The sequence below is a fragment of the Flavobacterium sp. WC2430 genome, from assembly GCF_040822075.1.
Lineage (GTDB): Bacteria > Bacteroidota > Bacteroidia > Flavobacteriales > Flavobacteriaceae > Flavobacterium.
In genome coordinates, this window is sequence record NZ_CP162007.1 from 231,088 (window position 1) to 244,191 (window position 13,104).

15 protein-coding genes are annotated in these 13,104 nt (G+C 35.2%); 12 read left to right on the plus strand and 3 right to left on the minus strand.

Annotated elements, in window-relative coordinates:
* Positions 1-84: 84 nt before the first annotated feature.
* Positions 85-1,713, plus strand: a complete 1,629-nt coding sequence (gene pruA / locus AB3G36_RS01075) for an L-glutamate gamma-semialdehyde dehydrogenase (RefSeq protein WP_367755154.1) — start codon at positions 85-87, stop codon at positions 1,711-1,713.
* 81 nt (positions 1,714-1,794) lie between these two features.
* Here pruA and AB3G36_RS01080 read toward each other — a convergent pair whose 3' ends face one another.
* Positions 1,795-2,916 carry a Gfo/Idh/MocA family protein gene (locus tag AB3G36_RS01080; RefSeq protein WP_367755156.1) on the minus strand — a complete coding sequence of 374 codons (1,122 nt, stop codon included), beginning with the start codon at positions 2,914-2,916 and terminating at the stop codon, positions 1,795-1,797.
* Between the two features lie 158 nt (positions 2,917-3,074).
* Positions 3,075-3,704 carry a 16S rRNA (guanine(527)-N(7))-methyltransferase RsmG gene (rsmG, locus tag AB3G36_RS01085; protein ID WP_367755158.1) on the minus strand — a complete coding sequence of 210 codons (630 nt, stop codon included), beginning with the start codon at positions 3,702-3,704 and terminating at the stop codon, positions 3,075-3,077.
* Between the two features lie 108 nt (positions 3,705-3,812).
* Between rsmG and AB3G36_RS01090 the strand changes: the two genes are divergently transcribed.
* The 3 genes from AB3G36_RS01090 to purT all read left to right on the plus strand — a co-directional run bounded on the left by AB3G36_RS01090 (position 3,813) and on the right by purT (position 7,651).
* Complete coding sequence (locus AB3G36_RS01090; protein ID WP_367755160.1) at positions 3,813-4,907, plus strand: fatty acid desaturase; 1,095 nt, start codon at positions 3,813-3,815, stop codon at positions 4,905-4,907.
* A gap of 102 nt (positions 4,908-5,009) precedes the next feature.
* Entirely contained in the window at positions 5,010-6,197 is a 1,188-nt protein-coding gene (locus tag AB3G36_RS01095; RefSeq protein ID WP_367755162.1) for a pyridoxal phosphate-dependent aminotransferase, read from the plus strand.
* A 293-nt stretch (positions 6,198-6,490) separates the two neighbouring features.
* A complete protein-coding gene (gene purT, locus AB3G36_RS01100) occupies positions 6,491-7,651 on the plus strand; it encodes a formate-dependent phosphoribosylglycinamide formyltransferase (RefSeq protein WP_367755164.1) in 1,161 nt (386 codons plus the stop codon).
* 1 nt (position 7,652) lies between these two features.
* Here the strand turns inward: purT and AB3G36_RS01105 are convergent, their stop codons facing one another.
* Entirely contained in the window at positions 7,653-8,516 is an 864-nt protein-coding gene (locus AB3G36_RS01105) for an AraC family transcriptional regulator (protein ID WP_367755166.1), read from the minus strand.
* A gap of 94 nt (positions 8,517-8,610) precedes the next feature.
* Here AB3G36_RS01105 and AB3G36_RS01110 point away from each other — a divergent pair, with 94 nt between their 5' ends.
* The 8 genes from AB3G36_RS01110 (at position 8,611) to fabD (ending at position 13,047) form a co-directional block, all read left to right on the plus strand.
* Positions 8,611-8,973: a DUF983 domain-containing protein gene (locus AB3G36_RS01110; protein ID WP_367755168.1), complete on the plus strand. Its 363-nt coding sequence runs from the start codon at positions 8,611-8,613 to the stop codon at positions 8,971-8,973.
* A 56-nt stretch (positions 8,974-9,029) separates the two neighbouring features.
* Positions 9,030-9,605 (plus strand): Crp/Fnr family transcriptional regulator, encoded by a 576-nt coding sequence (locus AB3G36_RS01115; protein ID WP_367755170.1) that lies wholly within the window; start codon positions 9,030-9,032, stop codon positions 9,603-9,605.
* A 111-nt stretch (positions 9,606-9,716) separates the two neighbouring features.
* Positions 9,717-10,433 (plus strand): pirin family protein, encoded by a 717-nt coding sequence (locus AB3G36_RS01120; RefSeq protein WP_367755172.1) that lies wholly within the window; start codon positions 9,717-9,719, stop codon positions 10,431-10,433.
* 23 nt (positions 10,434-10,456) lie between these two features.
* Positions 10,457-10,741: a GNAT family N-acetyltransferase gene (locus AB3G36_RS01125; protein WP_367755174.1), complete on the plus strand. Its 285-nt coding sequence runs from the start codon at positions 10,457-10,459 to the stop codon at positions 10,739-10,741.
* Position 10,742: 1 nt separating this feature from the next.
* Positions 10,743-11,150 (plus strand): OsmC family protein, encoded by a 408-nt coding sequence (locus AB3G36_RS01130; RefSeq protein WP_367755176.1) that lies wholly within the window; start codon positions 10,743-10,745, stop codon positions 11,148-11,150.
* A 2-nt stretch (positions 11,151-11,152) separates the two neighbouring features.
* A complete protein-coding gene (locus AB3G36_RS01135) occupies positions 11,153-11,377 on the plus strand; it encodes a (4Fe-4S)-binding protein (RefSeq protein WP_367755178.1) in 225 nt (74 codons plus the stop codon).
* A gap of 1 nt (position 11,378) precedes the next feature.
* Positions 11,379-11,906 carry an NADPH-dependent FMN reductase gene (locus AB3G36_RS01140; RefSeq protein ID WP_367755179.1) on the plus strand — a complete coding sequence of 176 codons (528 nt, stop codon included), beginning with the start codon at positions 11,379-11,381 and terminating at the stop codon, positions 11,904-11,906.
* Positions 11,907-12,171: 265 nt separating this feature from the next.
* A complete protein-coding gene (fabD, locus tag AB3G36_RS01145; RefSeq protein WP_367755181.1) occupies positions 12,172-13,047 on the plus strand; it encodes an ACP S-malonyltransferase in 876 nt (291 codons plus the stop codon).
* Positions 13,048-13,104: the final 57 nt, after the last annotated feature.

Consider the following 13,104-nt stretch of genomic DNA (forward strand, 5'->3'; position numbering starts at 1 on the left):
ATTATTCGCAACATTTAGTGCAATTATCTATCTTTGAATGTCTAATCTTATCTGTATTTAAACAGATTAAAAAATTACAATATCATGCTAAAAGGATTTTTTCACGTACCAAAAGCGGTAAACGAACCAGTAAAAGGGTATGCACCAAATTCACCTGAAAAAGCAGCCGTACAAGCAGCTTACACTAAAATGTGGAATTCTAAAATCGATGTCCCTCTATATATTGGAAGCGAAGAAATTAGAACTGGAAATACAAAAAATATGTCGGCTCCTCACGACCACAAACATATTGTAGGAACATACCACCTTGCTGAAAAATCACATGTTGAGAAAGCTATTGCTAATGCTTTAGAATCTAGAACAGCGTGGGCAAACATGGCTTGGGAACAACGTGCAGCTATTTTCTTAAAAGCAGCTGAACTAATTGCAGGACCTTACAGAGCTAGAATAAATGCTGCAACAATGATTGCACAATCTAAAAATATACACCAAGCAGAAATTGATGCTTCCTGTGAGCTGATTGACTTTTTACGTTTTAACGTAGAGTTTATGACTCAAATATACGGAGATCAACCAACGTCTACTTCAGATATGTGGAACCGTCTAGAATACAGACCCCTAGAAGGATTTGTATACGCGATTACTCCATTTAACTTTACAGCAATTGCTGCTAATCTTCCAGCTAGTGCTGCCATGATGGGTAACGTTGTAATTTGGAAACCAAGTGATAGCCAAGTATTCTCAGCACAAATTATTATTGAAGTATTCAAAGAAGCAGGAGTTCCTGATGGAGTTATCAATGTTGTTTTTGGTGATGCGTTAATGGTTACGGATACGGTTCTTGCAAGTCGTGATTTTGCAGGATTGCATTTCACAGGTTCAACTCATGTTTTCAAAGACATTTGGGCAAAAATTGGAACAAACATTCACCACTATAAAACATACCCAAGAATTGTGGGAGAAACTGGTGGTAAAGATTTTATCATTGCACATTCAAGCGCTAACCCAAAACAAGTTTCTACAGGAATTGTACGTGGCGCTTTTGAATTTCAAGGTCAAAAATGTTCAGCAGCTTCTAGAGCCTATGTACCACAAAGTTTGTGGCCAGCGATTAAAGAACAAATCATCACTGATGTAAAATCAATGAAAATGGGTTCTCCAGAAGATTTTGGTAACTTTATCACAGCTGTTATTCATGAAGGTTCATTTGATAAATTAGCTGGTTTTATTGACCAAGCTAAAAAAGATGCAGATGCTGAAATTATTGTTGGTGGAAACTACGACAAATCAGTGGGATATTTTATTGAGCCTACAGTTATCGTAACAACTAACCCTCATTACACCACAATGGCAACTGAATTATTCGGACCAGTAATGACTATTTTCGTTTACGAAGATGCGAAATGGGAAGAAACACTGGAATTAGTAGATACTACATCTGAATATGCATTAACGGGAGCTGTTTTCAGTCAAGACCGTTATGCAATTGAAGTAGCAACAGTAAAATTACAAAATGCTGCTGGTAACTTCTATATCAACGATAAACCAACAGGTGCAGTTGTAGGACAACAACCATTTGGCGGAGCAAGAGCTTCAGGAACAAATGACAAGGCAGGTTCTCCATTGAACTTATTGCGTTGGGCTTCTCCTAGAACAATCAAAGAAACTTTTGTTACTCCAGTAGATTACAGATACCCATTTTTGGGAGAATAGATCGCAAAATATAAAGGTTCAAAGAACTTTTATAAATAACAAAACCCACAAGAACCAATAGTATTCTTGTGGGTTTTTGTTTTAAATCAAGGAGACTTTTTTGCCCGTTTCGGCAGCTTCGTAAATAGCTTCTATAATTCGGACATCCTTTATTCCTTCTTCTCCAGTAATATGACTAGGTAATTTTTTATTTTCTAAAATCAATTTTCCTATTTCATCAAGTTGCGTTTGCTGTTGATTTATTTCAGGGAAATTCAATTCTCCATTGCTGGTTCTTCCTTTAAATGGTCCGTAACTTATAGCAGGACTTAATTCAAAAAAACCATCATCAGCCGATGCAAATAACCTATCAACTCCACAATTATTAGTACTAGCGGAGTTACTAACTGCTCCACTTGGAAAATTCATTTGCCATGTAATCGATTCTTCAACCTCGGCATATTTAATTTTATTAGTAATGGGGCCAAATTGCGCCGTTACTGAAATAGGTTCTTCACCCAGTATATAGCGACTCGCTTGAATGCAATAAATTCCTAAATTAACCAACGGCCCGCCTCCCGACAATGCCTTTTTTTGATGCCAATCAATCGTATCGCCTGTATTATAACCTAAAGAAGTTTCTATTAAACGCACTTGACCAAAAACCTTTTCTTGACCCAATCGTTTCATCTCTAAATTATACGGTTCGTAATGCAAACGATAACCAACTGCTAATTGAACACCAGCCTTTTTACAAGCATCAATCATTTCTTGACAATCACTAGCCGTGACTGCCATAGGTTTCTCTACAATAACATGTTTTCCTGCCTTTGCAGCCCTAATAACATACTCCTTGTGCATGGCATTAGGTAAAACCACATAGACCAAATCAATATCTTTGTTATGAATTATTGCATCAAAATTTTGATAGTTATATTTATTTTTCTCTGGAATATTGTATTTTTTACCCCAATCTACAGCTTTTGAAGGTGTTCCTGTTACAATTCCCGCTAAACGACAATATTTAGAAACTTGTAATCCCTCGGCTAAATATCCTGCATAACGACCCAATCCGATAAGAGCAATATTCAGTTTTTTTTCGTCATGAATGGCACTATTATTTTCAGCCAAGCTCATAAATGAAGGCAATGATGCCATTACTGTTGTTGCCCCAACTCCAATACCAAAATTATGTACAAAAGTGCGTCTAGATATTTTTTTCATTGTTCTCCGGTTTTAATTATCAGCTAAATAATAAGACAGTAGAAACTTTCGAATGTTACAAAATTTGGATAAAAAAAGAAACCCTACAAAAACACAAAGTCTTTGTAGGGGTAGTTATTTCTGAATTTAATTTTCGAATATAATGTTAATTCATTGTATTAAACCACAAACTTCAATGGCAAATGTACCACCTTCTTGGTTTCAAAGAATTCATCTTCAAAAAAGTCGGCTAAATTATATTCTGTTGCCTTAGGAAAATCCTTCAACTCTTCGGTTAAATCTCCTCCTTTAAGGTATAAGATTCCGTTTTTCAATGCGTGTTTTTGTTGCTTTTTTATTTTGGTTTTCACCCAAGAAACAAAATCCGGCATATTCGTAACCGCGCGACTTACGATAAAATCAAAATCTCCTTTTACATTCTCAGCACGCAATTGTTCTGCTTTTACATTTTTTAATTCTAATGCATCAACAACTCCTTGAACTACTTTTATCTTTTTAGCAATAATATCTATCAAAAAGAAACGCGTTTCAGGAAAAAGAATCGCCAAAGGAATTCCAGGAAATCCTCCACCAGTGCCCACATCGAGAACAAAAGTTCCTGGTTCAAATTTCATTATTTTTGCAATTCCTAAAGAATGCAAAATATGCTTAGTATATAAAGCGTCTATATCTTTTCTAGAAATAACATTTATTTTTTCATTCCAATCGTGATATAAAAAGTCCAATTTTGCGAATTGTTCCTTTTGAATCTCGGTTAAATAAGGAAAATACCTAATAATCTCATCCATCGTTCTAATTTTTTAACAAAAGTACTGTTTTTAAGTCTTAAATATTTAACTCAATTTTGCAGAGTTAAAATTTTTAATAATTATCTTTGGGACTTATTACAATTACTTATGAATAATACTGCACCTACATTTGCAAAACAAGATAAACTGAAGTTCTTCAGAACACTTAACTCGCGGGTGAACAATTACTTCAAGGAAAACAACATCCAAAAAACAGGAAACTGGAGGCTTTATTTAAAAACGATAATTCTTATTACCGTTTTTCTTGCTCCTTACTTCTTGATTTTAACATTGGACATGCCTTTCTGGGCACATCTTCTATTGACCATAGTTATGGGAATAGGAATGGCTGGAGTAGGAATGAATGTAATGCATGATGGAAATCATGGTTCATACTCTAATAAAAGTTGGGTTAATAAATTTATGGGAGGAACCATTTATGTTTTGGCCGGAAATGTTCACAACTGGCAAGTGCAGCATAACGTACTGCACCATACCTATACCAATATCCCAGGTCATGATGAAGATCTAGATGCAGGAAGAATCATTCGTTTTACAAAAGACGCAAAATGGCATAATTTCCACCGTTTCCAACAATATTATTCGGTGTTTTTATACGGCTTACTTACTTTTAATTGGGCTTTAACAACTGATTTTAAGCAAATGAGAAGTTACCTAAAAAGAAAACTATCTTATGGAGAAGCCAAGAGTCCAAAAATACTTTGGACTACATTAATTATCACCAAAATCATCTACGTTTCTATCTGGATTGTACTACCAATCGTTATTGGTATCACTTGGTGGAAAGTATTAATAGGATTTTTTGTAATGCATTATACGGCTGGATTAATACTAAGTGTAGTATTCCAATTAGCACATGTTGTAGAAGAAACGACTAATCCATCACCAAATGAGTTAGGCGAAATGGATAACACCTGGGCCATTCACCAATTATTCACTACCACTAATTTTGCTCCAAAAAATGCTGTCGTAAACTGGTACACTGGAGGATTAAACCACCAAATTGAACACCATATCTTCCCAAATATTAGTCATGTCCATTACGGAAAAATTGCGAAAATCGTAAAAGAAACAGCACAAGAGTGCAACCTTCCTTATTACGAATACAAAACAATGCGTTCAGCTGTAATTGCGCACTTTAAGCATTTGAAAGATTTAGGAATGAAACCAGAAATGATATAATGTAAAGACACAATTTGCGTCTCTACAACAAAATAAAACTAAAAACTAATCATTAACCTCCCTAAATTAAGACAGTATTCAGGGAATTCAACACTATTTTTAATGAATCCACTTTCAGACAGAATTAACAATCTAGCGACTTCACAAACATTAGCAATGGCTGCTTTAGCTAGAGAATTAAAAGCACAAGGAAAAGACATCATCAGTTTAAGTTTAGGGGAACCTGACTTTAATACACCTGACTTTATCAAAGAAGCAGCAAAACAAGCTATTGACGATAATTATAGTACTTATTCTCCAGTTGAAGGATACGGTGATTTGAAAGAAGCAATTTGCCGAAAATTCAAAAGAGACAACAATTTAGAGTACAAACCATCTCAAATTGTAGTTTCAACAGGAGCAAAACAATCTTTGTACAACATTGCACAAGTAATGTTGAACGATGGTGACGAGGTTATTTTACCTGCACCGTACTGGGTTTCTTATTTCGAAATCGTAAAATTATCTGGAGGAGTTCCTGTAGAAGTTCCTACTTCTATCGAAACTGATTTCAAAATCACTCCAGCACAACTAGAAGCAGCCATCACACCAAAAACAAAAATGATGTGGTTCTCAACTCCTTGTAATCCATCAGGATCTGTTTACAACCGTGAGGAGTTAACAGCTCTTGCTGCAGTATTAGAAAAACACCCTAACGTATATGTTGTTGCTGATGAAATTTATGAGCACATCAATTTTTCAGGAACTTTTTGTAGTATTGGTTCTATCCCAGGAATGTTTGACAAAACGATAACTGTAAACGGAGTTGCCAAAGCTTTTGCTATGACAGGATACCGTATTGGTTACATTGGAGCACCTGAATTTATCGCTAAAGCATGTACCAAAATTCAAGGTCAAGTAACTTCAGGAGCTAACAGTATTGCACAACGTGCTACAATTACTGCTGTCGATGCTGATCCATCGGTTTTGAAACACATGGTCGACGCTTTCCATTCTCGTAGAGATTTAGTAGTTGGTTTATTGAAAGAAATTCCAGGAGTAAAAATCAATGTGCCAGAAGGAGCATTTTACGTTTTCCCTGACGTTTCTTCTTTCTTCGGAAAAACATTAAAAGGTACTGAAATCAAAAATGCAATGGATTTATCTATGTACCTATTGGCCGAAGCTAATGTAGCTACGGTAACAGGCGATGCTTTTGGAAACCCAGACTGTATCCGTTTCTCTTACGCAACTAGCGACGAGATATTGAAAGAAGCATTAAGAAGAATCAAAGATGCATTAGCACTATAATAAAACATCTTAAAGTCTACAAACCTACTTTTATATATACTAAATACCTCAGGAAATTTTCTTGAGGTATTTTTTTTGGGCGTGACCCAAAAAGGGTCGGGCTATTCGCTGTATTCCCGATTAACAAAAACTACGGCTAAAAAGCCTTGTTTTTCTAAATCGGGAGATGCCGCTACTATCCCTCACGCGGATTGTGACTAAAAATACGTATTCTTTACAAAAACAATTTGTGAATTGGCAGTAATAAAAATTGATTTATTTACTTTTACTGTCTCAATAAAGACAACAAAAACATGAAAATACTATTGCTAGGTTCAGGTGAATTAGGAAAAGAATTTGTAATCGCAGCGCAGCGCATCGGGCAAACCGTAATTGCCGTTGACAGTTATGAAAACGCACCCGCCATGCAAGTAGCTCATGGATTTGAAGTTATCAATATGCTTGATGGAGTCGAACTCGATCGTATTGTAGCCAAACACCAACCTGATTTTATTGTTCCCGAAATTGAAGCCATTCGTACCGAACGTTTTTATGATTATGAGAAGCAAGGAATTACAGTAGTTCCATCGGCAAAAGCGGCTAACTTTACCATGAATCGCAAAGCCATTCGCGATCTCGCTGCTAAAGAATTGGGATTAAAAACAGCCAATTACCGTTATGCCACAACTGCCGAAGAACTTCAAAAAGGAGTCGAAGCTGTCGGAATGCCTTGTGTGGTAAAACCCTTAATGTCTTCCTCTGGAAAAGGGCAATCCACTATAAAAACCGAAGCCGATATTGAGAAAGCCTGGCAATATGCTGTAGAAGGATCACGTGGTGACGTGGTTGAAGTAATTGTGGAGGCTTTTGTAAAATTCAATTCGGAGATTACTTTATTAACCGTTACCCAAAATAACAATCCTACTTTGTTTTGCGCACCTATTGGTCACCGTCAAGAACGGGGTGATTATCAGGAAAGCTGGCAACCTGCTAGAATTTCTGACGCAGCCTTGTATGAAGCGCAAGACATGGCGGAAAAAGTAACCGAAGCCCTTGGTGGCGCTGGACTTTTTGGTGTAGAGTTTTTCTTGGCAGATGACGGGGTCTATTTCTCTGAACTCTCCCCTCGCCCACACGATACTGGAATGGTAACACTCGCAGGAACACAAAATTTCAATGAATTCGAATTGCATTTACGAGCCATCTTAAGCTTACCCATTTCTGGAATTACGCTTGAAAAAGCAGGAGCCAGTGCCGTAATTTTAGCCTCGGAAAACAGTACAAATCCAACATTTATTGGACTAGAAAAAATAGCCACTTTACCAAAAACTGATTTTAGAATCTTTGGTAAACCAACATCACGTCCGTACAGAAGGATGGGAGTGGCATTAACAAATGACACTTTAGAAACCCCTATTGAAGAAATTGTAGAACGTGCCAAAGAAGCAGCCGCATTAATAGAAGTTCATTATTAAATTATTGCTTTGATAGTCGAAATCCCTTTGGAGTCATCGAAGTATTTTTCTTAAACAAACGCACAAAATAAGAGTAATCATCGTAACCTAATTTGGTAGCAATTTCGTTTATGGTTAAGTTTTTATTCATCAACATGCGTTTTGCTTCCAGAATTATTCTGTCTGTTATAACCTGAGTCGTTGTCTTTTTTAAGATTTCATTACAAATTCTATTGAGATGCTTTAAGCTAATATTCAGTGCATCTGCATAAAAAGAGGCTGCTTTTTCATCAATAAATTTTTTTTCTACTAATTGCCCAAATTGCTTGATTTTACTATTGTAGGCATGTACTTCAGGTACTACGGTTTCATTGTATTTTCGAGCCAATTCAATATGAATACAATCCAATAAATTCAAGATTTTGTCTTGCTTAAAAATTTTATTTTCTAAACTTTCCGCAAGCATCATTTTAAACAACGGCTGTAGTGCTATTGATTCTTGATCTGTTAATAAAATTTCTGATTTGGTGTTCACCGAAAAGTAAAAAGGAAAACTGTCTACGTCTTTTTGTCCAAAATAGAGATTGTACATTTCTTTTGAATAAAAAACAACAAAACCATCTACGTCTTCTGATAAATTCCAGTGATGCATTTGCCCTGGTTGCAAAACAAAAATACTTCCAGGTTGCACTTTAAACTTATCAAAATCCACCTCGTGACTGCCTGAACCAGCTGTAAAAAAGACTAATAAATAAAAATCATGCCGATGCGGTTTTTCTACAAAACTATGAGTCACTAAATGATTCTTAAACGTATTGATATAAAAATCACTGTTGACTGAATTGCAATTGAACTGTTGTATGTTGTAAATAGGATATTTTTTCATACTGTACAAAATGTCTTTATTGTGCTATAACTAGCGAATATATAAAATAGCTAGAAGAGAATGATGGAATACCTTTGAAAAAAAAAAAAAAAAAATGGCAAATTCACTTGTTCACATCCTAAATAATGAATGTCCTCACTGTAATAAAGGTAAGGTTTTCAATGAAAAAAGTATCTTTTTTAACATTGGGTTTCCAAAGATGAATCAAAGTTGCTCTCACTGCCATTATAAATTCGAGAAAGAACCCGGTTACTTTTTTGGCGCCATGTATGTCAATTATGGACTAACTGTTGCACAATCAATTGCAACCTACGTTATAGCCCAATTTTTCTTTGTAGAAACATTCGACTTACGTATTATTGCTATCATCGCCTTTGTAATCATAGCAATGGCTTCTTTTAATATCCGTTTTTCTAGATTATTATGGATTTATATGTTTAAAAATTATTCGTTATAAAACAAGCAAACGAATTTTATTAAAAACTATTATCTTAGCATCTGAAACCTTATAAGATGCCTTTAATACTTCAAAATATTGCAAAACATATCCTGCTCACACCTGAGGAGCAGCAATTATTTTTATCAAAAATTGGAGTACATCATTTTAAGGCAAAGACTATTTTGCTGAACTCAGGAGAAATTTGTACCCATTCCTATTTTGTAAATTCTGGACTGCTGAGAAGCTTTAATATCAATGATAATATAGTAGAGCATGTACTTAATTTTGCCTGTGAAGGCTATTGGATTGGAGATATGTATAGTTTAATATCACAAAAGCCAGGAAATCTTTTTATTGAAGTACTAGAAGATGCCGAAATTGTTTTTCTTTCTAAAGAAAATCAAGAACTATTATACAGCGAAATACCAAAACTAGAGCGCTTTTTTAGAATCCTAACCGAAAATTCATTGGTAGCCAATCAAGAGCGTTTAATGGACAACTTAAGCCTATCTGCTGAAGAGCGCTTTGATAAATTTTGCAAAAGATACCCAACACTTATCCAAAAAGTTCCTCAAAAACAAATTGCATCCTATATAGGTGTTACTCCTGAATTTTTTAGCAAAATGAAATCTCGACTACTTAGAAAGTAGTTATTTACGGAACCCTTTTTATCCTGCACTCCTTTTCTTAATCTAGGTTAAGTGCTTTCCCCCTTCACTATTTGTAAATTTGTAGTATAAAAATCACTAAATTTATACAAGATGAAAAATACAGTTTTACATAAAGCGAATACAAGAGGACATGCTGATCACGGATGGTTGAAAGCTAATTTTAGTTTTAGTTTTGGAAGTTGGTATAATCCTGAAAGAGTACAATTTGGCGCACTTCGCGTTTTAAACGATGATATTATAGGAGAAGGAATGGGTTTTGGAACGCATCCACACGATAATATGGAAATCATCACTATTCCGCTAGAAGGTGATTTAGCACACAAAGACAGCATGGGAAATGCCGCTACAATCAAAAATGGAGATGTGCAAGTAATGAGTGCTGGAACCGGAATCCAACACAGTGAATTCAATCCTAATGCCGATTTAAAAACAAAGTCATTACAAATTTGGGTTTTTCCAAACAAACGCAATGTCACTCCTCGTTACCAACAAATCTCTTTAAATAAAGAAGACCGTAATAATAAATTACAACAAATCCTATCACCAAATCCAGAAGACGATGGCGTATGGATTCATCAAGATGCTTGGTTTCATTTGGGTAAATTTGACAAAGACAGTGTTGTTACTTATGATCTAAAAAAAGAAGGAAATGGCGTTTATGCCTTTATCCTTTCTGGTAAGTTGACCATTAACGGACAAGAATTAGAAACTCGTGATGGTTTTGGAATTTGGGATGTCAATTCATTAGAAATAAAAATGACAACTGAGGCTGAAATTTTATTAATGGAAGTTCCAATGAAATATTAAGTTTATAAAGTAAAAAAGAAACGATGACACAGGATATAAAACTAGAAGTAAACGATAAAAAAGGTTTTTTCTACATAGAAAATGAAGGGAAGCTTCAAGCTAAAATGACATTTATTTTTGCAGGTGAGCACCAAATTATTATTGATCATACTGAAGTCAACTCGAACCAAAACGGAAAGGGATTCGGAAAACAAATGGTCGAAAGTGCTGTTGCTTATGCACGCGAAAGAGGAATTAAAATTCTCCCTTTATGCCCATTTGCCAAAAATGTTTTTGATAAAAATACGACTTTAAACGACGTATTATAACATGGAAAATGTATTAGAGAATAACATTACTGGACATATTGGAACTCAAAAGTATTTCTGTACCATCACATGGCGAAACGGTAAACTTATAATGGATGAGCCCGATAGTATTGAAGGAAAAGATCTTGGTCCAGATCCTTACTCTACACTCCTAGCATCACTAGCAGGCTGTACGTTATCTACTTTACGAATGTATATTGACCGCAAAGGTTGGGATATTCCAGAAATAAATGTTTCTTTAAACTTTTACCAAGAAAACGATCCCGAGCTGACTACAACAATTTCACGCTCCATTAGTTTTTCAAAGGATATTGAAGAAGACATTAAGAAAAGGCTTTTAATAATTGCTGAAAAATGTCCCGTTTCTAAAATATTAAAAAACAATATTATAATCAATACAACACTATAATTATGGATCCAAAAGACATTAAAAAAGAATATACCAATGGTGAAGTTACCGTTGTATGGCAATCTGGGAAATGCATTCATTCTGGAAACTGTGTTAGAAACAATCCAGATGTATTTCAACCCAAAGAGAAACCTTGGATAAAAATTGAAGGTTCTTCGACTGAAAAAATAATTGAAACCGTAAATAAATGCCCTTCGGGTGCTTTGACTTATTACAAAAACAAATAAAATGAAAAAAATTATCGCTTTTGGTGCTTCATCAAGTACTACCTCTATAAACAAACAATTGGCAGTTTATGCTGCCGAGCAATTTAAAAATGCAACTGTTGAAGTTTTGGATTTGAATGATTATGAAATGCCCATTTTTTCTATGGACAAAGAAACAGCAAATGGGATTCCAGAATTAGCCAAGGATTTTTTTGCTAAACTAGGGAGCGCTGATTTGCTAGTCATTTCATTTGCAGAACACAATGGTGCATACTCTACTGCTTTTAAAAATATTTTTGATTGGACTTCGAGAATCCATTCTAAAACATTCCAAGAAAAACAAACGCTTATCATGGCAACTTCACCAGGACCAAGAGGTGGAGCTTCTGTTTTAGAAATAGCAAAAAATCGTTTCCCTTTTCAAGGCGCAGTGGTAAAAGGAAGTTTTTCTTTACCTAGTTTCCATGAAAATTTTGACGAAAAAGAAGGAATTACAAACACCGATTTAAACAATGAATTGTTACAAATTATACAATCAATTACGCTGTAGTTTTATTTAAAATTCCTATTTCAAAAAAATGCAATTCTATTGCAAAAGCGTTGTGTCGAGCAGCGCTTTTTTTATGTGTTGAAATTAAAGTTCGCTATATTTAGCCCTGATGGCAGCGAAAATCCTCGCAGAGATTGTAGCGAACAGCAGGAGAAGTGTTCCAAAGAACAACTATTGTTGGTGCTCCTAAAAAAAATACTATTTTTGCAGTCGGTTTTGTTGTTGTAATTTAAAGAACTTAAACCTTAAACTTTAAATAAAAAATATGAAAGCATACGTATTTCCAGGTCAAGGAGCGCAATTCACAGGAATGGGAAAAGACTTATATGAAAACTCTCCATTAGCCAAAGAATTATTTGAGAAAGCAAATGAAATATTAGGTTTCCGCATTACAGACATCATGTTTGAAGGAACTGCTGAAGAATTGAAAGAAACTAAAGTGACACAACCAGCTGTTTTCTTGCATTCGGTTATTTTAGCTAAAACATTAGGAGCTGATTTCAAACCTGAAATGGTAGCGGGACATTCATTAGGTGAATTTTCAGCATTAGTAGCTAACGGTGCTTTATCATTTGAAGACGGATTAAAATTAGTTTCTCAAAGAGCCTTGGCAATGCAAAAAGCATGCGAAATCAAACCTTCAACAATGGCAGCAGTTTTAGGACTTGCAGACAATATTGTTGAAGAAGTTTGTGCCTCAATTGACGGAGTTGTTGTGGCTGCAAACTACAACTGCCCTGGACAACTAGTAATTTCTGGAGAAACAACTGCAGTTGAAAAAGCTTGTGAAGCAATGAAAGCAGCAGGTGCAAAACGCGCATTATTATTACCTGTAGGTGGTGCTTTTCACTCCCCTATGATGGAACCAGCAAGAGAAGAACTAGCAGCGGCTATTGAAGCAACTACGTTCTCTACTCCTATTTGTCCAGTGTATCAAAATGTTACTGCAACTGCAGTTTCTGACGCCAATGAAATCAAGAAAAACTTAATCATACAATTGACTGCTCCTGTGAAATGGACGCAATCAGTACAACAAATGATAAAAGATGGGGCTACTTTATTTACTGAAGTTGGGCCAGGAAAAGTATTAGCAGGTTTGATTGGGAAAATCGACAAAGAAGCGGTTACAGCAAATGCTTAATTAATATTCAACTCCTATTTTAATTTAAAACAGGCTTCAATATCATCCTCATAAATT